Origin of the sequence: Streptomyces tamarix, from assembly GCF_032423885.1 — a bacterium.
Taxonomy (GTDB): Bacteria; Actinomycetota; Actinomycetes; order Streptomycetales; family Streptomycetaceae; genus Streptomyces; species Streptomyces tamarix.
The window spans coordinates 1-24332 of record NZ_JAWCTQ010000003.1; the positions used below are offsets into that span (position 1 = coordinate 1).

Sequence of the window (24332 nt, forward strand, 5' to 3'; positions counted from 1 at the left end):
CCCAGGACGAACGACACCCGACTCTTACAGTGGCCCACGCGCCACCGGGACTCCCGCCCCGCCCAGCCGGGCCACTGGTGCGCCCCCTCCCCCCCCCCCCGCCTGCCCATCCCCCCCCCCCCACCCCCCCCCCCCCCCCCGCGCCCCGCGGCTTGGGTCCTACCCGCCCCGGGGGGGCGGCCGGCGCGGGAGGGCGGACGGGACCCGTCCGGGCCCGTCCGCTCCTCCCCCGCCGGTGCTCCCGGCCCCCCGCGTCCCCTTCCGGCGGAACCCGGCTCCCGGGGATCCCGGAAGCCGGTGGCGGCACGCGCCGCGCCGGAAGGGCCGCACAGACGACGCGGGGGGCGGGTCCTTCGGGGTCCCGGCGCCGGCACGGGGCGCCGGGACCCCCGTCAGAGGGTGTGCTCTCAGAGGGTGTGCTCGACGTACCGGCGGGCGGTCTCCTCCAGCAGTTCCACGCCGTCGCGCGCCCACAGGACGTCGTTGAACAGCTCGACCTCGATGGGGCCCGTGTACCCGGCCGCGTCGACGCGCGTCCGCCACTCCCGCATGTCGATCGAGCCGTCGCCGATCTGCCCGCGCCCGTTGAGGACGCCCTCCGGCAGGGGCGTGACCCAGTCGGCCAGCTGGAAGGAGTGGATGCGGCCCTGCTCGCCCGCGCGGGCGACCGCCGCCGGGGCCCGGTCGTCCCACCAGATGTGGTACGTGTCCACGACCACGCCGACCTGGGTGGCCGGGAAGCGCTCCGCGATGGCCAGCGCCTGGTCGAGGGTGGAGACCGCGCAGCGGTCCGCCGCGTACATCGGGTGCAGCGGTTCGATCGCGAGGCGCACGCCGCGCTCGGCCGCGTAGGGCGCGAGTTCGGCGATGGCGTCCGCGATGCGCTCGCGGGCCGCGGCCAGGTCCTTGCTCCCGGGCGGCAGGCCGCCGGAGACCAGGACGAGCGTGTCCGTGCCGAGCGTCGCCGCCTCGTCGATCGCCGCGCGGTTGTCGTCGAGGTCCTCGGCGGTGGTGAAGAAACCGCCGCGGCACAGGGTGGTGACGGCGAGCCCGGCGTCGCGGACCAGCTTGGCGGCCGCCTCCACGCCGTACTCCTGGACCGGCTCGCGCCACAGGCCGATCCCCGGGACGCCCAGGCGCGCGCACGCCTCGGTGAGCTCCGGGAGGGCCAGCTGCTTGACGGTCATCTGGTTGATGCTGAAGCGGGTCAGGTCGAGGCCGGTCACCGGGTCACCCCGTACACCGCGAGGAGGGACGTCATGCGGGCCGCCGCGAGCTGCGGGTCGGGGAACAGGCCGAGGCCGTCGGCGAGTTCGTACGCGCGTGCCAGGTGCGGCAGGGAGCGCGCCGACTGCAGGCCGCCGACCATCGCGAAGTGGTCCTGGTGGCCGGCGAGCCACGCCAGGAACACGACGCCCGTCTTGTAGAAGCGGGTCGGCGACTGGAAGAGGTGCCGGGAGAGCTCGACGGTGGGGTCGAGGAGCTTGCGGAAGCCCTCGGTGTTCCCGGTGTCGAGGAGCCGGACCGCCTCGGCGGCCAGCGGGCCGAGCGGGTCGAAGATGCCCAGCAGGGCGTGGCTGAAGCCGCGGTCGTCGCCCGCGATCAGCTCCGGGTAGTTGAAGTCGTCGCCCGTGTAGCAGCGCACGCCCCCCGGGAGGCGGCGGCGCAGGTCGACCTCGCGCTGCGCGTCCAGCAGGGAGATCTTGACGCCGTCGACCTTGTCCGGGTGGGCGGCGATGACCTCCAGGAAGGTCTCCGTCGCCGCGTCGAGGTCGGAGGAGCCCCAGTAGCCCTCCAGCGCGGGGTCGAACATCGGGCCGAGCCAGTGCAGGACGACCGGTTCGCTCGCCTGCCGCAGCAGGTGGGCGTAGAGCTCCAGGTAGTCGTCCGGGGTGCGGGCGGCGGCGGCCAGCGCGCGCGAGGCCATGAGGATCGCCTGGGAGCCCGTCTCCTCGACGAGGGCGAGCTGCTCCTCGTACGCGGCGCGGACGGCGTCCAGGTCGGCCGGGCCCGTCAGCTGGTCGGTGCCCACGCCGCAGGCGATGCGCCCGCCGACCGCCTTCGCCTCGGCGGCGGAGCGGCGGATCAGCTCGGCGGCGCCCGCCCAGTCCAGGCCCATGCCCCGCTGGGCGGTGTCCATGGCCTCGGCGACGCCCAGGCCGTGCGACCACAGGTGGCGGCGGAAGGCGAGGGTGGCGTCCCAGTCGACGGCCGCCGGGGAGTCCGGGGTCGTGTCGGCGTACGGGTCGGCGACGACGTGCGCGGCCGAGAAGACCGTGCGGGAGACGAGCGGGGCGCCGGTGGTGAAGGCGCGCGGCTCGGTACGGGGCCGGTACGCGCGCGTGGAGCCGTCCGGGTTCGGGAGGTGGACCGTGGGTCCGGCGGGGGCGGTCACAGCGACAGCTCCGGCACCTCGAAACGGCGGCCCTCGGCCGAGGACTTCAGGCCCAGCTCGGCGAGCTGCACGCCGCGCGCGCCCGCGAGGAGGTCCCAGTGGTACGGCTCGTCGAGGTAGACGTGGCGCAGGAACAGCTCCCACTGGGCCTTGAAGCCGTTGTCGAACTCGGCGTTGTCCGGCACCTCCTGCCACTGGTCGCGGAAGGAATGGGTGACGGGCAGGTCCGGGTTCCAGACCGGCTTGGGGGTCATGGAGCGGTGCTGGACGCGACAGCCGCGCAGCCCGGCGACGGCGGAGCCGTGCGTACCGTCGACCTGGAACTCGACCAGCTCGTCGCGGTGGACGCGGACCGCCCAGGAGGAGTTGATCTGGGCGACGGCGCCGCCCTCCAGCTCGAAGACCCCGTACGCCGCGTCGTCGGCGGTGGCGGTGTACGGCTTGCCCTGCTCGTCCCAGCGCTGCGGGATGTGCGTGGTGACGTGGGCGCTGACGCTGGTCACCCGGCCGAACAGCTCGTGCAGCACGTACTCCCAGTGCGGGAACATGTCGACGACGATGCCGCCGCCGTCCTCGGCGCGGTAGTTCCAGCTGGGGCGCTGGGCGTCCTGCCAGTCGCCCTCGAAGACCCAGTAGCCGAACTCGCCGCGCACGGAGAGGATCTCGCCGAAGAAGCCGCCGTCGATGAGGCGCTTCAGCTTGAGCAGGCCCGGCAGGAAGATCTTGTCCTGGACGACGCCGTGCTTGATGCCGGCTTCGCGCGCGAGGCGGGCCAGTTCCAGGGCGCCGGCCAGGTCGGCGGCGGTGGGCTTCTCGGTGTAGACGTGCTTGCCGGCGGCGATCGCCTTGGTGAGGGCGCCCACGCGCGCGGAGGTGACCTGGGCGTCGAAGTAGATGTCGGTGCGGTCGTCCGCGAGAACGGCGTCGAGGTCGGTGGACCACTCGGTGAGCCCGTGGCGCTCCGCGAGCTCGCGCAGGGCGTGCTCGCGGCGGCCGACGAGGACCGGCTCGGGCCACAGGACGTGGCCGTCGCCGAGGTCGAGGCCGCCCTGCTCGCGGATCGCGAGGATGGAGCGCACCAGGTGCTGCCGGTAGCCCATCCGACCCGTGACGCCGTTCATGGCGATCCGCACTGTCCTGCGTGTCACGAAGGTCCCTCCATGTCTGACTGTGTGAGCCGCGTGTGCTCTCTGGGGCGTACGCGAGGGGCCGCGACTTCTGCGAGAAGTGCGGCTCATCGTCATAGCAAGCGCTTTCTATCGCTGATGACGCTAGCCTGCCGACAGCGGCCGGTACAAGAGCCGCGGCCGACTTCCCCGACTTCTCCTCGGAGGGCACGCGATGACAGTCACCCTGGCCGACGTGGCGGCGCGCGCGCGGGTGTCGCCGGCGACCGTCTCGCGGGTCCTCAACGGCAACTATCCGGTCGCCGCGTCCACCCGGGAACGGGTGCTGCGCGCCGTCGACGAACTGGACTACGTCCTGAACGGCCCCGCCAGCGCCCTCGCCGCCGCGACCTCCGACCTCGTGGGCATCCTCGTCAACGACATCGCCGACCCGTTCTTCGGGATCATGGCGGGCGCCGCGCAGAGCGCCATCGGCGACACCGGGACGGGCCGCGCGGGCGGCGAGAAGCTCGCCGTCGTCTGCAACACGGGCGGCTCCCCCGAGCGCGAACTGACCTACCTGACGCTCCTTCAGCGCCAGCGCGCGGCCGCCGTGGTCGTCACCGGCGGGGCGCTGGTCGACCCGGACCACATCGCCGCGCTCACCGCCAAGTTGACGAAGCTCGGCGACGCCGGGACGCGCGTCGTGCTGTGCGGACGGCCGCCCATGCCGGGCGACGCCGTCGCGGCGACCCTCGCGTTCGACAACCGGGGCGGCGCCCGGAGCCTCACCGAGCACCTGCTGTCCCTCGGCCACCGCCGCATCGGGTACGTCGCCGGCCCGGTCGAGCGGAGCACCACCCGCGACCGGCTGGACGGCCACCGCGACGCGATGACCGCGGCGGGCCTGGACGGGCCGGGCCTGGACCGGCTCACCGTCTACGGCCGGTACACCCGCGCGTCCGGGTACGACGCCACCCGCGAACTCCTCGCCCGCGAACCGTCCCTCACGGCCGTCGTCGCCGCCAACGACACGGTCGCCCTCGGCGCCTGCGCGGCGCTGCGGGAGGCGGGGCTGCGCATCCCGGACGACGTGTCCGTGGCCGGCTTCGACGACCTGCCGTTCTCGGTCGACGCGGTGCCGTCCCTGACCACGGTCCGCCTGCCGCTGCACGAGGCGGGGGTGCGGGCGGGCCGCCTCGCGATGGGCGCGGACACGCCGCCGCCGGGCGGCGTGTCGACGATCCGGGGCGAACTGATGGTGCGCGCGTCGACGGCGCCTCCGCGCGCGTAGGGGCACCGGGCACTCCTCGCACGTCCCGACGGCGTGGCCGCTGGCGCCTCCGCGCGCGGAGGGGCGCCGGGGCCGGTCCGGCGCGGCCGGGCCGCAGGCGTCTTCGCGCGCAGGGGGCGTGCTCGCCGAGGGCCGGATCGGGTTCGGCACGGCGGCACTTCCGCGCGCAGACACCTCCGCGCGCAGGCACTCCGTGCGCAGGGGCGGCCTCCGCGTGCGCGGTCCCCCTACCGCGCGGGACAGGGCGCCTCCGCACGCGTAGAGGTGACCTCCGCACCCGGACCGGGACGGCCTCCGCGCGCCTGGTCCTCGTCCGCGCCGAACAGGGTGCCTCCGCGCGCGGAGGGTCGGCCCGTCCCGCCGACGGCCGCGCCCAGCGGCGCGGTCGGCACCTCCGCGCGCGGGGACCCCATCCCGTACATCCCGCCGAGCAGCGCCGCGTCGGCGCCTCCGCGCGCGTGGGGACGGCCTCCGGGGTCGGTCCCGCGGGCACACTCCCGCGTCCGCGCGCGGACGGCCGCACCGTTCGGGAGGGCCGTCGAAGCCCGTTCGCCGTCCCGCCCGGACACGGCCCGGGACGCCCGGGGCGCGTTCCCGGCGCCGGACCGCGCCACCCGCCTGCTCACCCGTCCGCGACATGACGAAGATCACAAGAGCTTCACACCTTTGCCCCTTTTGCAAGGTTTTGCTGTGCAAAAAATGATCATAGGGTGAGGCTCGACCACAAGATCGAACTGTTTCCCCGGGCGCCCCCGAGGCCCTCCCCTTCCAGACGACCCATGAGAAGAACCCCGCCCAGCGGCCCTCCTCCCGGCCGCCACCACGCCCGCCCCGGACGCGCGCCCGCGACCGGCGGCGAGGCCGGCAGACAGAGGGCCACGGGCACGGACTCGTGGGGGTCGAGGTCTCCGCGTGACGCCCGGGCAGTTCTCCACCCGCCCTTCTGCGCTCCGCCGGCCGGCCGCGCGCAGACCTTCCGCCAAGGAAACAAGGCCATGCGACACACCAGACCCCTGCGCCTCGCCGCGCTCGCCTCGGCCCTCGTCGCGGGTCCGCTCGCACTGTGCGCCGCGCCCGCGGCCGCCGTCACCGGGACCGCCGTCACGGACGACTCCCACGCGTTCACGGCGCGGTTGGAGATAGGCGCGGGCGACGCGCTCCGCTCCTGCTCCGGCGCCCTCGTCGACGCCCAGTGGGTGCTGACCGCCGCGTCCTGCTTCACCGGTGGCCTCACCGAACTCGCGGTCGGCAAGCCCGCCGAGAAGACCGTCGCCACGATCGGCCGCGCCGACCTGACCACCACCGGCGGACACGTCAGCGAGATCGTCGAGCTGGTGCCCCACACCGGCCGCGACCTGGTGATGGCGCGCCTCGCCACGCCCGCCACCGGGATCACCCCGGTCGCGGTCTCCACCGCACCCGTGACCGCCGGTACCGCGCTCACCGCCGCCGGCTACGGCCGCACCAGGACCGAGTGGGCTCCCCTCGCGCTCCACACCGCTTCCTTCACCGCCGACGCGGTCGCCGCCACCACCCTCGACATCACGGGGAAGACCCCGGGCGACGCCGTCTGCAAGGGCGACACCGGCGGCCCCCTGCTGCGGCAGGTGAACGGCGTGCCCGAGCTCGTCGGCGTCAACAGCCGCTCCTGGCAGGGCGGTTGCTTCGGCACCGACGCCGCGGAGACCCGCACGGGCGCCGTCGCCGCCCGCGTCGACGACGTCAGCCACTGGGTCCAGAAGACGCGGCTGGTCCACGGACTGTCGAACGTCACCGACGTGATGACGGCCGCTGACTTCAACGCGGACGGCCGCACCGACATCGCCGCGGTCCTCACGGACGGCGGTCTGCACGCCTTCTACTCCGGCCCCGACGGAACCCTCGGATACGGCCGCAACCTGTGGAAGGACAACGGCTGGAAGACGGTCAAGAAGATCGTCGGCGGTGACTTCAACGGCGACGGCAACACCGACATCGCGGCCATCTCCTCCACGGGGAGCCTCCTGCTGTACCCGGGTACGGGCAGTACCGGGAAGCTGGGGGCGAACGTGAAGATGTGGCCCGACTCGAGCTGGAGCGGAACGGCCCCCATGACCCGCTTCAAGACGGACGCGTCGGGCCGGGACGGCCTGGTGGTCCAGGCGGCGGACGGCGCGCTGCTCGGCTACGTGCCCGGCCCGAACGGGGTCCTGTCCACCACGACCCGGTCGATGTGGCCGGACAAGACGTGGACCAAGAAGACGATCGGGGGCGGGGACTTCAACCTGGACGGCAGGGACGACATCGTCGCCGTCGCCGAGGACGGCAGCCTGCACCTGTACGCGGGCAACGCCAGGGGAACGCTCGACCCCGCCCGCTCCCTGTGGCCCGACAAGTCCTGGATCAACATGAAGGCCGTGTTCGTCGGCGACGTGGACGGCAACGGCAAGGCCGACGTCATCGCCCGGGCGAACAACAACAACTTCTTCCGGTACTCCGGTGACGGTACGGCGCTTGCTCCGGCCCGTCCCCTGTGGCTCACGACGCCGGCGACTTCCTGACCGGCCCCCGGGCAGTCCCGCGCCGCCGTGCCACCCGGCACGGCGGCGCGGGCCCCGGAGCCCCGGACCGCCCTCCCGCCCCACGGCGTGCCGGTGCCGGTCCGCGCCCTGCCCCTCGGAACGCCCCGGGGCGATCGCCGTCGCGCCGGGCGAAGCGCGCGGAACGCCGTGGCCCCGCCCATGGGACGACCCCCGGACGTCAAGCGCGCTTGAGGACGAGCCCCGCCCGGGTGTGCCCGCCCCCTCCGGGGGTTCCGGCACCCGGGGCGGACGCGCGGGCGCCCGCCGTTCCTCAGCGACCGGCCCCGGTGACCTCCCCGTGGCCCTGCCGGGGGCGGACGAGGAGGACCAGCGCGAGCGCGGCCAGGGCCAGGGAGACGAGCATGACGAGGGCCATCGGCAGGGAACTGTCCTCGCCGAAGAGGCCGACCAGGGGGGAGGCGACCGCCCCACACAGGAACTGCAGGCCGCCCAGGAGCGCGGACGCCGCTCCCGGCGCGGCACGGCCGATGTTCTGCCCCAGGCTCATCGTGGCCGGTATGAGCGTGCCGATGCCGCACATCACCACGAAGAGGGTGATCCAGGTCCCGGCCATGGTCTCGCCGAAGGCGGCGGTGACGAGGACCTGGGCCAGCGCGCCGGTGCCGGCGAGCGCGACGCCCGCGCTGAGGAGGGTGTTGAGGCGGAAGCGGCGGGCGAGCCGGGCGAAGGCGGCGCCACCGAGCAGCATGCCCACGGCGTTGACGGCGAAGACCAGCGAGTAGGTGCCGGTGGTGACGCCGTGGACGTGCTCGAAGACGAAGCTGGACCCGCTGATGTACGCGAACAGGGCGCCGGAGGCCAGGCCCAGGACGAGGACGTAGCCGAGGAAGGCCCGGTCGCGCACCAGGTCCCCCATGGCGCGGTACGTGCCGGCCGGACCGCCGCGGTGGCGGCGCTCGGGCGGCAGGGACTCGGGCACCTTGGTGAGGACGCCGAGCAGCAGCAGGACGCCGACGAGGCAGAGCACGCCGAAGACCGTCCGCCAGGTGGACACGGCGAGGACGGCCCCGCCGAGCACCGGTGCGGCGACCGGGGCGACGCCGAGGATCTGGGAGAGCACCGCGAAGTGGCGGGGGATGTCCGCTCCGGTGAAGCGGTCGGTGATCACGGCCCGGGCGAGCACCATGCCGACGGCCCCGGCGACCCCCTGCAGGAAGCGGGCGGCGATCAGGACGTACACGTCCGGCGCCGCGGCGCAGGCGAGGGAGAAGACGGCGAACCCGGCGGCTCCGCCGAGCAGCAGCCGGCGCCGGCCGAGACCGTCGCTGAGGGGGCCCAGGAGGAGCTGGCCGACGACCAGGCCCAGTAGGAAGGCCGTCATCGTCAGTTGCACGGCCGAGCTGTTCGTGCGCAGGGCGGCGCCCATCGCGGGGAAGCCCGGCACGTACATGTCGGTCGCCAGCGGGGCGACCGCCGTGAGCGAGCCGAGGACGACCAGGAGGGCGGTGGCCCGGCGGGGCGGTGCGGCCGGGGTACCGGGCACGGCCGGGGCACCGGAGCCGGGTGCGGCCGGGGCACCGGAGCCGGGTGCGGCCGGGGCACCGGAGCCGGGTGCGGCCGGGGTACCGCGGACGGGCGCCCGGGAGACCTCGCGGGCGCCGCCCCGGGGCGGGGTGGCCCGGGCCATCAGCCGGCCTCACGGAGGTCGTGGACGGCGAGGCGGGGAAGGATGCGCCGGGCGTTGGCCGTGGTCAGGGACCGCCAGTCCCCGCCGCCCGGTGCCGGCGCGGCGTCGAGGCCGGCGACGTGGGCCTCCACCCCCGCCGCGGGGGTCCACACGTGGTCGCTGCCGTACAGCAGCCGGTCGGGGTCGGCCAGGCCGAGCAGGGCGGGGAGCTGGCGGGGCAGCGCGGGCCCTGCGAGGTCGTAGTACAGGCGGCGCAGTTGCGCGACCGCGTCGGGCGCCTGGGTGCCCTCGGGCATGAACATCCGCATGAAGCCGTCGACGCGGTCGGCCAGGACCGGCAGGGCGCCGCCGCAGTGCGGAACGATGATCTTCAGGTTCCGGTGGCGCTCCAGCGCTCCGGCCAGGAGGAGGTCGGTGACGGTGCGGGCCGTGTCGAAGACGAACTCGATCATGGGCCTGGGGCGGCCGAGGGCGGACCGCTCCCAGCACACCGGCGAGGTCGGGTGGAGGAAGACGACCGCGCCGCGCCGGTCGAGCTCCGCCCAGACCGGCTCCAGCGCCGGGTCGCCGAGGTAGGTGCCGTGGGTGTTGGTCTCCAGGACCACGCCGTCGGCGCCGAGCACGTCGAAGGCGTGGGCGGTCTCCTCCAGGGCGCCGTCGACGTCCGGGAGGGGCAGGGAGGCGAACAGCCCGAAGCGGCCCGGGTGCTCCCGGACGGCCTCGGCGCCGGCCTCGTTGACCTCGCGGGCCAGGCGGCGGGCGGAGGCGTCGTCACCGAAGTGCACGCCCGGCGAGGAGATCGAGAGCATCGCGGCGTCGATGCCGCACCGGTCCATCACCTCCAGGTGGGCGGCGGCCGACCAGGAGGGCCAGGCGGGGACGCCGTCGGGCATCGTGTGGCCGGCCTCCTTCGCCGTGCGGACGTAGGAGTCGGTCACGAAGTGGGCGTGTACGTCGACGAGGCCGACGGTGCCGTCGGGAGCCAAGGGGGCCTTCTTCCGGTAGGGGACGTGTACGGCTGGGCTGGCGGGCGGGGTCAGCTCCCCGACGAACGCCACTGGTGGTCGGGGAGGAAGGTCACGTCGTACTGCTGGGGGACGGTGGCGAACTTGCCGGGTTCGGGGACGACCGGTTCGCGGGGCAGGGTGAGCGCGTCGGTGGGGGCGCCGAAGTTCTCGAAGAACCGCTCGAAGGTGCCGCCGGGGCCGGCGGCCACGCCGACGACCCGGCTGTGGTGGCGCTCCATGCGGTAGGCGTGCGGACAGTTCTTGGGCACGAAGCCGAAGTCGCCCGGGGTGAGGAGCTTCTCGTGCTGGTTGCCTTCGAGGTCCTCGACGAAGAGGCGCACCGCGCCGTCGGTGACGTAGAAGACCTCGTGGGTGTCGGGGTGGGAGTGGGCCGGGATGATGTTGCCCTTGGGGCCCTCGACGGTGAAGAAGTTGAAGGTGTTCTCGGTCTGCTCGCCGCCCGCGTAGACGGTGACCAGGTCGCCGAAGAGGTGGGCGCGGTCGCCGTGCCCCTTCTCGATGAAGTAGGGGGTGCCCGGCTCGGCGGGGATGTGGGAGCGGGTGCGGTAGCGGGTGGCGTACTCGATGGTCATCTGCGGTCTCCCGGTCGTCGTGGAGGGGGCCCGCACGCGGGGTCGCGGGGATGGCCGCGCGCCGCGGTGCTGGCGCGGGAGGCGGCCGGGACCGGCCGTGTCTGACGGTTTCGGTCACCCGGGTCTTCGGGCGCTTTGCCTCCCCCGGGCGTACGGGCCGCTCTCCAGCCCTTTTCACGCTAGTGCCGGGTGTCGGCCCGACCGCCTACACTCGGGACACGCCATGAAGAAAAACGGACAGACCGCGGAGGAGCCGCCTCCGCGTGACATCGCGGCCGTCCCCTACCGGCCGACGCCGGGCACCCCGCCGGGCATCGAGGTGGTGCCGCTCGACCGCCTCGCCGAACGCGCGCACGGCCACGGCATCGACCCCTACCGGCCCAGCCGTCCGGTCTTCCACCTGCTGATCCACGTGCGGGCCGGTGTCGCGCGCTGCTCGGTCGACTTCGCCGCGGACGCGATCCCGCCCGGCGGCTGGCTGTGGGTGCGGCCCGGGCAGGTCATGCAGTTCCTCTCCCCGCTGGACCGCACCGAGGGCACGGTGGTCGTCTTCCCGGCCGGTTTCCTCAGCGGCACCACCGCCGTCCTCACCGCCGCAGCCGGACCCGCCCCGCGCCGACACGTGACCCCCACCGCCCGGCACGCCGGGTCGCTGTGCCGCGTCCTCGACGCGCTCGAGAACGAGTACGCCCACCTCTCCGACCTGCCTCTGACGGCCCACATCGAGACGATGCGCCACCTGCTGTCCGCCCTCCTGATCCGCCTCGCCCACGTGGACGGCTCCGCGCTCCCGGAGGGCGCGGCCGGCGAGCCGTTCCGCCGCTTCCGCGAGGCCGTCGAGCAGGACTTCGCGCGCACCCACCGCGTCGAGGACTACGCCGCCCGCCTCGGCTACAGCACGCGCACCCTCACCCGCGCCACCCGGGCCGCCGCCGGATGCGGCGCCAAACGCCTCATCGACGACCGGGTGCTCCTGGAGGCCAAACGCCTCCTCGTCCACACCGCCCTGTCCCCCGCCGCCATCGGCGACCGCGTCGGCTTCACGCACCCCACCGCCTTCAGCGCCTTCTTCCGCCGGCGCACCGGCACCACCCCCACCGGCTTCCGCGCCCTGGCCGCCGGCGCGCCCACCGCGCCGCACACCGCGGGAGGACCGCCCGCCGACGGCCGGACCGCGCCCGGATAGCCTGCCCGCACGGGCACGGTACGAGCACGGGCACGGCACGAGCACGGTCGACGGGCACGGGCACGGTCAACGGGCTGCCGGACGCGGCGCGCGCCCGGGCGGAGGGCCGACTCCCCGGCGGGGAAGCACCGTGGACGCCGCACCGCTGCGGGGCGGCTGGACCTCGCGGACGCGGCGCCCGGAGGCGGACGGGCCCGGCGGGCGCCGCTCGCTGGTCCTGCGGTCGTTCGTCGAGCCGTTCCTCGTCCGGCCCGCCCTTCTTCGTACGGCCCGCCCTTCTTCGTACGGTTCGCCCTTCTCCGTACGTCGAGCCGTTCTCCGTACGGCACGCCGAGGGACCGCTGTCCCACGAGGTCGACGTCCTGCGGCTCCCCGGCCGTACGGGCGTGCCCGCCGCCGGGCCGGTGGCCGTGGAGTGACGGGCGGGTGAGGGGCGGACGACGGGCGGATGGCGCGCAGGGGTCGCGTTCGAAAGTTTCCCTTCGTACGCGGCGATTGACGTGCCCATGGCGCACTCCTAGCTTAGCAAGCGCTTTCCATCTCTCGTGCCGAGAGCCGCACTCCCCTGCCTGCGCCCCGCAGGCGACCACGGAGAAGGACGAGGACCCCCCATGAAGACGAAATCCACGCTGTCCGCGCTGGCGTGCGCCGCCCTGGCGGCCGGTACCGTCGTGGTGCTGCCCGCCACCGCGTCGGCCGCGCCGATCCGTTACGAGGCCGAGCGCGCGCCCGCCACCTGCGACGGCAGCGTCGACACCAACCACGCCGGGTACTCCGGGACCGGCTTCTGCAACGGCCGCAACGCCGTCGGCGCGGCCCTGCAGTTCACGGTGGACGCCCCGCAGGCCGGCACCGCGACGCTGACGGTCCGCTACGCCAACGGGACCACCACCCCGCGGCCCGCGAACCTCACGGTCAACGGCGCGTCGGCCGGGTCGTCGACGTTCGCCGGCACCGGCGCCTGGGCGACCTGGGCGACGGCGACGTTCACCGTCCCGCTGAACGCGGGGAGCAACACCGTCCGGTTCGCCCCCACCACCGCCGAGGGCCTGGCCAACATCGACGCCCTGGACGTGGAGACGGGCGGCGGTACGACCACCCCGCCACCCCCGGGCAACGCCCTGTACGTGGCGCCGAACGGCACCGACGGCGCCGCCGGCACGGAGTCGGCGCCGACGACGCTCGCCTCGGCGATCAACCGCATCACCCCCGGCGGCACCATCTACGTGCGCGGCGGCACGTACCGCTTCTCGCAGACCGTCACCATCCCGGCCGGCAAGAACGGCACGGCGAGCGCCCGGACGAAGCTGGCCGCGTACCCGGGCGAGACGCCGGTGCTGAACTTCTCCGCCATGGCGGAGGACCCGGCCAACCGCGGGCTCGCCCTCAACGCGTCGTACTGGCACGTCAACGGCCTCGTCGTCGAGCGCGCCGGCGACAACGGCATCTTCGTGGGCGGCAGCAACAACGTCATCGAGCGCACGGTGACCCGCTTCAACCGCGACACCGGCCTCCAGCTCTCGCGGGCGGCCTCCACCACCCCGCGCGACCAGTGGCCGTCCCACAACCTCGTCCTGAGCGCGGAGTCGCACGACAACGCCGACTCGGACGGCGAGGACGCCGACGGCTTCGCCGCGAAGCTCACCGTCGGCCCCGGCAACGTCTTCCGGTACGCCGTGGCCCACAACAACATCGACGACGGCTGGGACCTGTACACCAAGACGGACACCGGCCCCATCGGCCCGGTGACCATCGAGGACTCCCTCGCCTACGAGAACGGCACCCTCTCCGACGGCACGCAGAACACCGCCGGTGACCGCAACGGCTACAAGCTGGGCGGCGAGGACATCGGCGTCGACCACGTCGTGCGGCGCAGCATCGCGTACGACAACGGCAAGCACGGGTTCACGTACAACCGCAACCCGGGCTCGATGACCGTGTCGAACAACCTCAGCGTCGACAACGCCCAGCGCAACTACACCTGGGAGGCCGGGTCCTCGGTGTTCCGGAACAACACCTCGTGCCGCAGCGGCAGCGGCACGAACGACAAGGTCGTGGGCAACGTCGACGCCACGAACCAGTTCTGGACCGGCACGAACGGCTCCCGCTGCTCCTCCTACACCGGCGCCCTGACCTGGACGTACGCCTCCGACGGCCGCCTGGTCGTCTCCTTGGGCGGCCGGGTGGTCAGCCTGTAGGCACCCCGCGCCGCCATCCGGCCCCGTTCGCCACGTGCGGACGGGGCCGTTTCTGTTCGGACGGGCCGGGCGGGGGTAGCTTCGGGGGATGAAGTTCGCGTTTTCCACCCTCGGGGTGCCCGGAATGGCTGTCGGTGACGTGGTGCGGTTGGCCGGGGAGGCCGGGTGCCGGGGGGTCGAGTTGCGGGCGCACCCCGAGGAGCCCGTGCACCCCGGGCTCGTCGCGCACGAACGGCGGGCGGTCGCGCGGGAGTTCGCCGCCGCCGGGGTCGACGTCCTCTGCGTCGCCGGGTACGCGCGCGTGGCCGCCGAGGGGGACGACGACGCCGTGTACGAGGAGCTGTACCGGCTGATCCACCTGGCGGCCGACCTCGGGGCGCCGTTCGTGCGGGTCTTCCCCGGGGGCGGCGAGCAGCCGCAGGACCGTGCCGACGCCGTCGCCGCCCGGCGGCTCGGGGCCGCCGCCGAGGTCGCCGCCGAGACCGGCGTGCGCATCCTGCTGGAGAACCACGACTCGCACCCCGCGGGCGCCGACACCGCCCGGGTCGTCGCCGCCGTGGGCCACCCCCACGTGGGCGTGGTGTGGGACGTGATGCACGCCTGGCGGGCCGGTGAGGAGCCCGCGCGGACGTACGGGCTGCTGGAGCCCTACCTCGGGTACGTGCAGGTCAAGGACTGCGCCGGGCGTGACGACACGACACCGGTGCCGCTCGGCGCCGGCGCCCTGCCGCTGCGCGCGTGTGTCGAGCCGGTCGGACCGGACGGCTGGTTCTGCTGGGAGTACGAGAAGCGGTGGTACCCCGACGTCCCCGAACTGCCCGCCCTGCTCGCGGCCGGGCGCGCCCACGTCGAGGGGCTGCTCGCCACCAGGTGAGGCCCGGTCCCGGCGCCGGGGCGGGCGGTGACGGCCGTACGGGGTGACGGCCCCGTGCCGGGGGCCGCGTACGGCCTCGGCGCCCTGGCGCGGGATGCGGCGCCCCGGCGGTAGAGCGGCGGCGGGGACGCGGATCTCCGGCGCGTCGCGCCGTCCGCCCGGCGGGGACGGGGTTGGGGCTCCACGCACCGGGCCCGGGGCGGCTCCGGGGCGGGCGGGGCGTTCCCTGGGCGGCTCCGGGGCGGGCGGGGCGGCTCCGGGACGGGCGGTGACTGGCGGGGGGTCGGCGGAACGCGATAGGAGTGGACCGGTATCCGCCGGCCCGCCGCCGCAGGCGCGCCATCCAGGAGGGGACGTCGTCGTGTCGTTCGGGGGACAGAATCCACACGGAGGCGACCCGTACGCGGGCCATCCGTACGGCGGCGACCCCTACGGCAACCCGTACGTGCCGGGGCCGCGCCCGCCGTACCAGCAGCCGTACCCCTACCCCTACCCCCACCAGCACCCGTACCAGTCCCCGCATCCGTACCCCTACCGGCCGCCGCTGTGGCAGCGGTTCCGGGAGGACGAGTGGCCGACCCTACGGGAGCTGCTCGGGTACATGAGCGGGGGGAGGGCGCTGCTGTGGGTGCCGTTCGTCTGCTGCGTGTGGCCCGCGCTCGCGATCCTGGTCGGCTACCCGATGGCCCGCGCGGCGCGCAGGAAGGCTCGGCAGGTCTTCCCGTACGACGCGCGCCGGATCGGGGACCCGGACATCGCGCGCGTGCAGAAGGCCAGGGCCTGGGCGGCGGCCGTCGCGTCGCTGCTGATCCTCGCCGTCTACGGAACGGCGGAGGACTGGGACCAGGCGCAGGATCAGTACCTCATGCGGCTCGCGCTCACCCCGTGGCTGCTGCTGCTCAGCACGCCCGTGGTGGTCCTCGTCCTGTTCCGGCTGTCGCCGCCGGTGGCCCGGCCGGGGATGCGGGCGGGGCTGCGGCCGGCGGTCCGCTCGGTCCTGTGGTACTTCGGGGCGCTCACCGCGACGCCGCTGCTCGCCTGGGGCAGCGTCCTGGTCAGCAGTGCGATGCGGGGGCGGGTGCCCGATCCGGTCGCGGCGCTGATGGGTCTTTCGGTGCTGGTGGTGATGGCGGGAACGGGGTTGTTCCTGGTGTTCTCGTCGGGCCGGGCGGTGCGCAGCGCGTTCAACACGACGGAGGTGCACGCCGCGTTGCCCGCGCTGCTGACGGGCGTCCTCGTGTGGGAGATGGCGGCTGTCAACCTCGCCTACGGCGGCCCGCCGCCGGGCCCGCCGCTGGTGCAGGTCTGCGCCCTGCTCGGCGGCCCGGCGTCGGTGTCGGCCGTGGCGTGGTGGGAGATGCGGCAACTGCGCCTCCGGTACGGGGTGACCGTGCGCGGCTGAGCCCGGGCCACCGGGCCACCGAAGGCCAGGCCGCCGAAGCGCCAGGCCATCAGAGCCCCGGAGAGCCCGGCCGCCGAAGCGCCAGCCGCCAGGCCGACCGGAACGCCAGGCCACCGGGGCCCCGGAGAGCCGGACCGCCAGACCGCCGGAGCACCGGGCCGCCGGGCCGCCGGGCCCCCCGAAGAGCCGGGCCGCCAGGCCGACCGGAGCGCCGGGCCGCCGTTCAGTGTGCGTGGAAGCCGCCGTCGACGTACACCGACTGGCCCGTGACGTACGCCGAGGCGCGGCTCGCCAGGAACACGGCCGCGCCCGCGAAGTCCTCGGGCACCCCGTTGCGGCCGACGAGGGTCCGCTTCGCCAGGGCCTCGACCGTGTCGGGGTCGGACTGGAGCCGCGCGTTGAGCGGGGTCAGGACGAAGCCGGGCACGAGGGTGTTGCAGGTGACGCCGTGCGGCGACCACGCCTCCGCCTGGGAGCGGGCCAGCGACTCCAGGCCGCCCTTGGACACCCCGTACGCGCCGCTCTGGACGAACGCGCGGTGCGCCTGCTGGGAGGTGACGTGGATGATCCGGCCGAAGCCGCGCTCGGCCATGCCGGGCCCGAACCGCTGGCCCAGCAGGAACGGCGCCTCCAGGTTCACCGCCATCGTCGTGTCCCACACGTCCTCGCCGATCTCGCCCATCGGGGGACGCAGGTTGACCCCGGCGCAGTTCACCAGGATGTCCGGCTCCCCGAACACGGCGGCGGCCCGCTCGGCGGCCTCCCGCACGCCGTCGCGCGTGGCGAGGTCGGCGCTGACCCAGGCGGCGCGGCAGCCGTCCGCCTCCAGCTCCTCCACCGTCGCGGCCAGCTCCGCCTCCCGCCGGGCGACGACCACGACGCTCGCGCCCGCGCGGGCCAGCGCCCCCGCGACGGCCCGGCCGATGCCGGAGCTGCCGCCCGTGACCAGGGCGACATGGCCGTCCAGCGAGAAGAGTTCGGAGAGGTACGTCTGCGAGTTCATGCCCGCCACCCTAGGCGGGCACCCTCCCGGAACCGGTGGCGGGCCCGGCCCCGGCGCCCGCGCCGTGTCCAGCACTCAGGCCACGTGCCCGGCGCTCAGGCCGTCTGTCCGGCACTCAGGCCCCGGGTCCGGCACTCAGGCCGCCTGTCCGGCACTCAGGTCGTCGGGCGGCGCCGGGCGCGGGTCCGTCCTGCGCGCGTCCTTGACCTGGAAGTTACTTTCGCCTACGTGTGACACCTTGGAAGTTTCCTTCACCCCTCGTCACGCACGGCCGGAAGGAGCACCAGTGCACCACCGCGCCACCTCCAGACGTACCGTCCTCGCCGCGACCGCCGCCGCTGCCGCCGCCACCGGGGTCACCGCCCCGCGGGCCGCCGCCGCACCCGTCCCCCCGCCCGCCGCCGCGGGCGACGGCGACGGGGAGGAGCGGAGGCTCGCGCGGATCGTCTCCCGCATGAGCCTTGAGGAGAAGGTCGGCCAGTTGTTCGTCATGCGGGTGTACGGGCACTCCGCCACCCACCCCGACCAGGCCGACGTCGACGCCAACCTCCGCGAGATCGGCGTCCGCACCGCCGCCGAGCTGATCGCCAAGTACCACGTCGGCGGCATCATCTACTTCGCGTGGGCGCACAACACGCGCGACCCGCACCAGATCGCCGAGCTGTCCAACGGCATCCAGCGGGCCGCGCTCGCCCAGCGGACCCCCGTCCCGGTGCTCGTCTCGACCGACCAGGAGCACGGCATCGTCGCGCGCGTGGGCGAGCCCGCGACGCTGCTGCCCGGCGCGATGGCGCTCGGCGCGTCCGGCGCGCGCGACGTGGCCCGGCGCGCCGCGCACATCGCCGGCGCCGAACTGGCCGCGCTGGGCATCCGTCAGAACTACGCGCCCGTGGCGGACGTGAACGTCGACCCGGCCAACCCCGTCATCGGCGTGCGGTCCTTCGGGGCCGACCCGCGGGCCGTGGCCCGGATGGTCGCCGCTCAGGTGAAGGGGTACCAGGGCGCCGGTGTCGCGGCGACCGCCAAGCACTTCCCCGGCCACGGCGACACGACCGACGACAGCCACACCAAGCTGCCGTACATCCACCACACGCGCGAGGAGTGGGAGACCCTGGACGCGCCGCCGTTCCGGTCGGCGATCGCCGCCGGGATCGACTCGGTGATGACCGCGCACATCGTCGTGCCGTCCCTCGACCCGTCGGAGGACCCGGCGACCCTGTCGCGGCCCATCCTCACCGGCATCCTGCGGGAACGGCTCGGCTACGACGGGGTGGTGGTGACCGACTCGCTCGGCATGGAGGGCGTCCGCACCAAGTACGGCGACGACCGGGTGCCGGTGCTGGCGCTGAAGGCGGGCTGCGACCAGTTGCTCAACCCGCCGGACCTGGACCTGGCCTGGAACGCCGTGCTGGACGCCGTGCGGGGCGGGGAGATCGACGAGGACCGGCTGGACGAATCGATTCTCCGCGTCCTGCGACTCAAGGCTCGCCTGGGGCTCCTGCGCGACCCCTACGTCACCCGCGAGGGGGTGGACCGGATCGTCGGCAAGCAGGCCCACCTCGACGCGGCCGACCGGATCGCGGAGACGACCACGACGCTGTTGCTCAACGAGGGCGGGCTGCTGCCGCTCAACCGGCTCACCCACCGCGACCTGCTCGTCGTCGGCGCCGACCCGGCGTCGCCGTCGGGGACGACGGGTCCGCCGACCGCGACGCTCGCCGCGGCCCTCACGGAGCTCGGCTTCACCGCGACCGCCCTGTCCACGGGCACCGCCCCGTCCACCGCCCGCATCGAGCAGGCGGTCGCGGCGGCGGCCGGCAAGGACGCGGTCGTCGTCGGCACGTACAACGTGTCGGCGGGGAGCGCGCAGCGCACCCTCGTCGCGCGGCTCGTCGCGACGGGCGTCCCCGTCGTCACGGTGGCCATCCGCAACCCGTACGACATCGCGCACCTGACGGGCCAGCGGGCGACGCTCGCCGCGTACGCGTGGACCGACGTGGAACTGCGGGCCGCCGCCCGGGTCATCGCCGGCCGCGCCCGCCCGGAGGGCCGCCTGCCGGTGCCGGTGCAGCGCGCGGACGACCCGTCGCGGGTGCTGTACCCGATCGGGTACGGCCTGTCGTACTGACCCGGGGTGACGTGCGCGGGGCGCGCGCGCCGGCGTCGGTGCCGGCGCACGCGCCCCGTTCGGGTCCCGCCGTGTCACAGGCGGCCCCCCGCGCCACAGGCGACCTCCGTGTCACGAGCGGCCCTCGTGTCACGGGTGGTCACCGCGTCACGGGTGGCCCCCTGTCACGGGCGGTCCCCCCGTGTCACGGGCGGAGTTGCGGCTCGCGCTGGAGGTCGCGCTTGTCGAGCCGGGCGTCGTACCGGGCGAGCGGCTCGGCGCGCTCCGGGTCGGCCTGGACGGCGGCCGGGGCGACGCCCGCCCACTGCAGGAGCTTCGCCGTGGCGAGGTCCCGGTCCCGCTCGGACAGGCCGGCGATGCTGGCGCCGTGGTTGGCACCGGGCGCGGTGAGGACGTAGCTGTCCTTCGCGCCCCGGTCGACGCGGAACGGCTCGGCGCTCCACGGGTCGCGCTCGCCGTTGACGAACAGCATGCGGCGGGCGTTGTTGCGGACCCACGTGTCGACGTCGCGCATCGCCCACGGCTTGAACCGCACCGGGATCTCGTCCGGCACGAAGGTGTGCGCGGGCTGGTAGCCGTAGCGGCTGAGGCCGTCGAGGTGGCGCATGCGCATGCTCGGCGAGCCGAGCTCGGTGGCCGCCTGGTAGTAGTACGGCGTGTACGGCTCCAGGCCCTGGTCGGTGTAGAAGGACCAGCCGGAGTACGCGTCGATCGTCTCGTACACGGCGTCGTCGGTGGCGGTGGCGGCGTCCGGGACGCTCGCGCAGTCCTGCTCGCCCCAGTACTGCCAGAACGCCCAGACGAAGTCGAGGACGACGGCCTCGTACGCCTTGTCGACGCTGCCGACGGTGCGGAAGGTGGCGCCCTCGGCGGCGGCCCACTCCTGGTACCGCTTCCTCAGCGGCTCGCGGCGGACGAGGGCCTCGCGCTGGAGGGCGTTGAGCCGGTCGCGGCACTCCTGGCTGCCGACGGTCGCGAAGAAGCGGTCGTAGGCGGAGTCCTCCTTCTCGACGACGTCGTTGGGGGCGACGTACGCGACGACGGCGTCCATGTCGCGCGGGTAGAACCGCTCGTAGTACGTGGCGGTCATGCCGCCCTTCGAGCCGCCCGTGGCGACCCACTTGCGGTCGTAGACGCCCTTCAGCGCCGTGAACAGCCGGTGCTGGTCGGAGGCGGCCTGCCAGATGTCCAGCTTGGACCAGTCGGCGGGCTGGGGGCGGGAGGGGGTGAAGAAGCGGTACTCCAGGGAGACCTGGTTGCCGTCGGTGATCCGGGTCGGCTCGGAGCGGCGGGGCTCGGTGTTGAGGCCGTAGCCGCTGGTGAAGAAGACCGTGGGCCGGCTGGTGTCCTTGTGCAGCAGGGTGAGCCGCTGCTGGAAGGTGCCGCGGGAGGGGCGGCGGTGGTCGACCGGCTGGGTGTAGTTCAGGACGAAGAAGCGGTAGCCGGGGTAGGGCTTCTCCTCGACGAGGGACATGCCGGGGATCGCGAGGACGCGGTCCTTGATGTCCGGGGCGGTGCTGTCCCGGCCGGCGGCGGTGGCCGTGCCGACCGTGCTCAGGGTGCCTATGAGCACCACGAGCGACAGCAGCCGTCTGAGCGTCGTGCGCATGCGCTGCCTTCCACTGGGTTCGTTGTGGTCGCGGTGAACCTAGCGGTGGGCGCGGGGCCGTGACCAGCCCCCGGCCGGGTGTCCCTGACGTCCGGTCAGCAGAGGATCCAGCCGGTGGCGCCGCCCCGCCCGGCGACGGAACCGGTGGCGCGGACGCAGCGGTTGAGGGCGTGGACGGTCACCGGGCCGGCCTGCCGGGCGAACCGGCCGGCGTCGACGACGGCCCGGCCGCCGCGCGGCTGGAGGGAGACGGACATGGCGCGGCGGGCGCCGGGGGCCTGGGCGACGGTGACGGCACAGGCGTACTGGCGGTTCTTGTAGACCCGCAGCTCGCCGGTGGCGAACCGGACGGTCTTGGCCAGCCGCCCGGAGCAGCCCGCGAGCCCGACGGCCTGGGCGGCGGCCACCCCCGGCCCGGCCGCGCCGAGCACCCCGGCGGCCACGACGACGGCCACCGCCGTGGCGCCCCGCCCCCGCCACGCGCCCGTACCCCACCCGAACACCCGCCGCCCCCTCACCTCGTCCCCGTACACGCGTACGACGCGAGAAGCCCCGGAACGGTTGCCCCCTCCCCTGACCATCCGGTCACACGGGTCCACCACGGCACCCGCCCCGCCCTGCCGGGGCGCGCCCACCGGGACCCGGTCTGCCCGGACACAGCCCTCACAGGACGACGCACACAACTCAGCTGCGGAGCGCTGCTCTGACAAAGCAGGTGTCGGTGGTTCGGCTCCTGCCGGGGCGCACGGCGAAGGGCCGGTTCGAGGGGCACGCCCCTGGAACCGGCCCTGCTTCGTGACCGCGTCCGTGCTCGCGCACCACGTGGTCCGCGCTCCCGCCGTCCTGGGGCCCGGCATCAGCCCTCGTGAGGTGCCTTCGGGCGGGTGACCGGTACGACGGTGAGGAGTTCGTCCAGCCCCTTGAAGTCGTCGGGGTTGGTGGTGAAGAGGGGGAGGTCCTCGGCCACGGCAATGGCGGCGATCATGAGGTCAGCCACCCGGCGACGCGGCTTGCGGCCCGCGCCGATCACCGCGGCACAGATGCGGCCGTAGATACGGGCCGCTTCAGCGTCGAAGGGAATGGGGTCGAACTCGTTCTCGGCGCGTTGGAGAACGTCGAGCCTGCGGGCGCGTTCGGCGTGTTCGTCGTAGTCGCTCTGCTCGTCGTTGCGACGGACCTCGTGCGGGCCGGCGGACAGCTCGGCCAGGGTGATGGCGGTGATCGCCATCTCGTCCGGCAGTTCCTCGGGGGCCACCCACCGGCGCAGGATCATGATGTTGGTGTCGAGGAGCCCCTGCGCGTACGTCGAGCGGTCAGCGGGCATAGGGGTCGTCCAGATAGGTGTCGGCCGTGGCGTCCTGGTCGGCGCGGAACGTGCCGAGGTCGATGTCGGGAGCGGTCCTGGACATCGCGGCGAACTCCTGACGGGAGACGAACCGGCGGCGTCGCCGCAGGGGGACGAGTTGCCCGATCGGATGTCCGTCACGGGTGACGGTGAACGACTGGCCGCCCTGTATGGCGTCCATGATCTCTCGGGACCGGTTGCGCAGGTCCCGCTGGGTGATTTCGGGCTGAACGCTCATACCCCTCACGGTAGCACCGGGTGCTACCGGGTAGCACCCTACGTGGAAGGCTTGCGCCGACGGGCCTTCGGCCGCGGGCACAGCGAGCGAGCGGGCGGTCCGGCAGCCGTCGCGGGCGGTCTGAAGCCCCCGACACGCACGCGTGCCGCGCCGCTCGCGGAGGATCCGCGTCCTCTGCCCGCATGCCATCGGGTCGACGTACGGGTCCGGAGCAGGGTCGGACGACACGGCCCTGCCCCTCGCTCCGTGCGGCTCGACGCGCACGGGGTAGGGGGCAGGGCCTTGCTCCCTCAGCGCCCTTGCGAAGCGGACGCCACCGAGACCGGTGCGGTGTCCCCGTCGCGGGCCTCGTGCTCCGGCTCGCCCACGAAGGTGCGCCACAGTTCGGCGTACCGGCCGCCGCGGTCGACGCACCGTGGAGCAGGCCACCGACGCACTCAGCGAGCACGGGCGCCGACTCCTCGACGACCGGCACTTCACCGTTTCGCGCGCACGTGGCGCCGACGGGCCGGGCAGCCCGCCGCGCGCGAACTCGGCGATGCCGGGGATCACCAGATGTGCGGTGAACCCGCTTCGGTGATCACCGGCTGCCCTCTCCCCCGCGGTCCGTGTCGGACGGGACGGCGGGCGGGCGGCCTTGGGTGTCGATGTCCTCGATCGGCGTCCACTCGTGCTCCAGGATCGAGTACGTGATCGAGTCCCGCCACGCTCCGCGGACGAAGACGTGGTCGCGGATGCGGCCGTCCTCGGTCATGCCCGCCCGCAGGAGGGTCCGCGCGGACGCCTCGTTGAGCGGGGAACGGGCCGCCCAGACGCGGTGGAGGCCGAGCCTCCGGAAGCCGAGCGCGCACAGCAGGTGGACGGTCTCCGTGCCGAGGCCCCTGCCCCACTCGGCCGGGTGCAGGGCGAACCCGATGGTGGCCGCCTGCTGCGGTTCGGTCGCCAGACGGGCGTAGCCGATCAGCCGGTGCTCGCCGCGCCGGGTGATGGCGAGGCAGTACTCGGTCCTCGGGGTGTCCGCGGCGGAGGCGATGGACCGGTCGACGATCGCCTGGACCTGCTCGGGAGTGCGCGGTTCGAAGCTGAGGTGCCGGGTGGCCTCGGGGTCGCCGTAGACGGCCAGGAGGGCGTCGGTGTCCCCGGGTTCGACTTCGCGCAGGGCCAGGCGGGAGCCGGCCAGGTGGACTGGGGTCATGGGCGCGGAGCCTACCGGCGGCCTCATCGGACCGGGACGGAGGTCGGGGTGGCGGTGAAGGCTTCGCTCTCCTCACGGAGACCGGCCGCGGCCCCGCCGCTGCGTCGCCCGTCGGTGCGCAGCGCGGCGTGGACGCGCCGGGCGCTGCTCGTGGTGCCGGAGTTCCGCCGCTCGGCGGGGAGGTCGAGCGCGGGGCGTCGGAGGAAGTGACCGAGGACCACGTGCCGAACCGCTGATCGGCGCCGTACGCCTCGAACCGCTCCACTTCGGTGAACCCCAGCTTCGCCGCGAGGTGCGTCAAGCGGGCGTTGGCGGTCTGGGTGGCGAGCACCACTGGGTCGCTGGGAAATGCGCCGGTGACCCAGTCGAGTGCCGTGGCGCACGCCTCGGCGGCGTATCCGCGTCCCCACGCCCGCGGCAGGAACAGGTAGCCGAACTCGGCCTCCCCGGCGGCCTGACGGGGGTATCCCGTGGGTTGGGGCCGTCCGGCGCCCCCCTGCACTTCGGAGTCGGTTCTCCGGGAAAGGCAGGCCACGCCACACAGTGCGTG

The 24332-nt window shown here is 74.4% G+C and carries 20 protein-coding genes and 1 pseudogene; 7 read left to right on the top strand and 14 right to left on the bottom strand.

All coding sequences use genetic code 11. From position 1 onward, the window contains the following. Positions 1-407: 407 nt before the first annotated feature. From RND61_RS03350 to RND61_RS03360, 3 genes are read right to left on the bottom strand one after another with little or no spacing between them, the layout of a single operon-like run. A complete protein-coding gene (locus tag RND61_RS03350; RefSeq protein ID WP_315876330.1) occupies positions 408-1187 on the bottom strand; it encodes a sugar phosphate isomerase/epimerase family protein in 780 nt (259 codons plus the stop codon). A gap of 35 nt (positions 1188-1222) precedes the next feature. Further along, positions 1223-2395, bottom strand: coding sequence for a dihydrodipicolinate synthase family protein (locus tag RND61_RS03355; RefSeq protein WP_315876126.1), 1173 nt, complete (start codon positions 2393-2395; stop codon positions 1223-1225). After that, positions 2392-3543: a Gfo/Idh/MocA family protein gene (locus RND61_RS03360; protein WP_315876127.1), complete on the bottom strand. Its 1152-nt coding sequence runs from the start codon at positions 3541-3543 to the stop codon at positions 2392-2394. The genes RND61_RS03355 and RND61_RS03360 overlap by 4 nt, the downstream gene beginning before the upstream one ends. Before the next feature lie 193 nt (positions 3544-3736). Here RND61_RS03360 and RND61_RS03365 point away from each other — a divergent pair, with 193 nt between their 5' ends. Further along, entirely contained in the window at positions 3737-4795 is a 1059-nt protein-coding gene (locus RND61_RS03365) for a LacI family DNA-binding transcriptional regulator (RefSeq protein WP_315876128.1), read from the top strand. A 995-nt stretch (positions 4796-5790) separates the two neighbouring features. After that, a complete protein-coding gene (locus RND61_RS03370) occupies positions 5791-7335 on the top strand; it encodes a trypsin-like serine protease (protein ID WP_315876129.1) in 1545 nt (514 codons plus the stop codon). Between the two features lie 292 nt (positions 7336-7627). Here the strand turns inward: RND61_RS03370 and RND61_RS03375 are convergent, their stop codons facing one another. The 3 genes from RND61_RS03375 to RND61_RS03385 form a co-directional block, all read right to left on the bottom strand. Further along, the gene (locus tag RND61_RS03375; RefSeq protein WP_315876130.1) at positions 7628-8860 is read right to left on the bottom strand and encodes a multidrug effflux MFS transporter; all 1233 of its coding nucleotides are present in this window, start codon (positions 8858-8860) and stop codon (positions 7628-7630) included. 143 nt (positions 8861-9003) lie between these two features. Then, on the bottom strand, positions 9004-9990 hold the full coding sequence (locus RND61_RS03380; RefSeq protein WP_315876131.1) for an amidohydrolase family protein: 987 nt from the start codon (positions 9988-9990) through the stop codon (positions 9004-9006). 50 nt (positions 9991-10040) lie between these two features. Further along, complete coding sequence (locus RND61_RS03385) at positions 10041-10604, bottom strand: quercetin 2,3-dioxygenase (protein WP_315876132.1); 564 nt, start codon at positions 10602-10604, stop codon at positions 10041-10043. Between the two features lie 223 nt (positions 10605-10827). Here RND61_RS03385 and RND61_RS03390 point away from each other — a divergent pair, with 223 nt between their 5' ends. From RND61_RS03390 to RND61_RS03405, 4 genes are all read left to right on the top strand, one after another. After that, the gene (locus RND61_RS03390) at positions 10828-11790 is read left to right on the top strand and encodes a helix-turn-helix domain-containing protein (protein ID WP_315876133.1); all 963 of its coding nucleotides are present in this window, start codon (positions 10828-10830) and stop codon (positions 11788-11790) included. Between the two features lie 611 nt (positions 11791-12401). Then, the gene (locus RND61_RS03395; RefSeq protein ID WP_315876135.1) at positions 12402-13988 is read left to right on the top strand and encodes a carbohydrate-binding protein; all 1587 of its coding nucleotides are present in this window, start codon (positions 12402-12404) and stop codon (positions 13986-13988) included. 88 nt (positions 13989-14076) lie between these two features. After that, complete coding sequence (locus RND61_RS03400) at positions 14077-14862, top strand: sugar phosphate isomerase/epimerase family protein (protein ID WP_315876136.1); 786 nt, start codon at positions 14077-14079, stop codon at positions 14860-14862. 361 nt (positions 14863-15223) lie between these two features. Then, positions 15224-16264 carry a hypothetical protein gene (locus RND61_RS03405; protein ID WP_315876137.1) on the top strand — a complete coding sequence of 347 codons (1041 nt, stop codon included), beginning with the start codon at positions 15224-15226 and terminating at the stop codon, positions 16262-16264. A gap of 223 nt (positions 16265-16487) precedes the next feature. On the opposite strand, the gene RND61_RS03410 is transcribed toward RND61_RS03405, so the two are convergent. Then, positions 16488-17267, bottom strand: coding sequence for an SDR family NAD(P)-dependent oxidoreductase (locus RND61_RS03410; RefSeq protein WP_315876138.1), 780 nt, complete (start codon positions 17265-17267; stop codon positions 16488-16490). A gap of 286 nt (positions 17268-17553) precedes the next feature. Here RND61_RS03410 and RND61_RS03415 point away from each other — a divergent pair, with 286 nt between their 5' ends. Continuing rightward, positions 17554-19395: a glycoside hydrolase family 3 protein gene (locus tag RND61_RS03415; RefSeq protein WP_315876139.1), complete on the top strand. Its 1842-nt coding sequence runs from the start codon at positions 17554-17556 to the stop codon at positions 19393-19395. Positions 19396-19579: 184 nt separating this feature from the next. On the opposite strand, the gene RND61_RS03420 is transcribed toward RND61_RS03415, so the two are convergent. The 7 genes and pseudogenes from RND61_RS03420 to RND61_RS03450 all read right to left on the bottom strand — a co-directional run. Next, a complete protein-coding gene (locus RND61_RS03420; RefSeq protein ID WP_315876140.1) occupies positions 19580-21004 on the bottom strand; it encodes a S28 family serine protease in 1425 nt (474 codons plus the stop codon). A gap of 95 nt (positions 21005-21099) precedes the next feature. Further along, a complete protein-coding gene (locus RND61_RS03425; protein WP_391652833.1) occupies positions 21100-21459 on the bottom strand; it encodes a hypothetical protein in 360 nt (119 codons plus the stop codon). Between the two features lie 401 nt (positions 21460-21860). Continuing rightward, the gene (locus RND61_RS03430; RefSeq protein WP_315876141.1) at positions 21861-22328 is read right to left on the bottom strand and encodes a type II toxin-antitoxin system VapC family toxin; all 468 of its coding nucleotides are present in this window, start codon (positions 22326-22328) and stop codon (positions 21861-21863) included. Continuing rightward, positions 22318-22587 carry a type II toxin-antitoxin system Phd/YefM family antitoxin gene (locus RND61_RS03435; protein WP_315876142.1) on the bottom strand — a complete coding sequence of 90 codons (270 nt, stop codon included), beginning with the start codon at positions 22585-22587 and terminating at the stop codon, positions 22318-22320. The genes RND61_RS03430 and RND61_RS03435 overlap by 11 nt, the downstream gene beginning before the upstream one ends. A gap of 580 nt (positions 22588-23167) precedes the next feature. Next, positions 23168-23782: a GNAT family N-acetyltransferase gene (locus RND61_RS03440; RefSeq protein ID WP_315876143.1), complete on the bottom strand. Its 615-nt coding sequence runs from the start codon at positions 23780-23782 to the stop codon at positions 23168-23170. 23 nt (positions 23783-23805) lie between these two features. Continuing rightward, a complete protein-coding gene (locus tag RND61_RS03445) occupies positions 23806-24003 on the bottom strand; it encodes a hypothetical protein (RefSeq protein WP_315876144.1) in 198 nt (65 codons plus the stop codon). Further along, positions 23982-24329: pseudogene (locus tag RND61_RS03450) on the bottom strand (GNAT family N-acetyltransferase); the annotation flags it as partial. The pseudogene RND61_RS03450 and the gene RND61_RS03445, both read right to left, overlap by 22 nt. Positions 24330-24332: the final 3 nt, after the last annotated feature.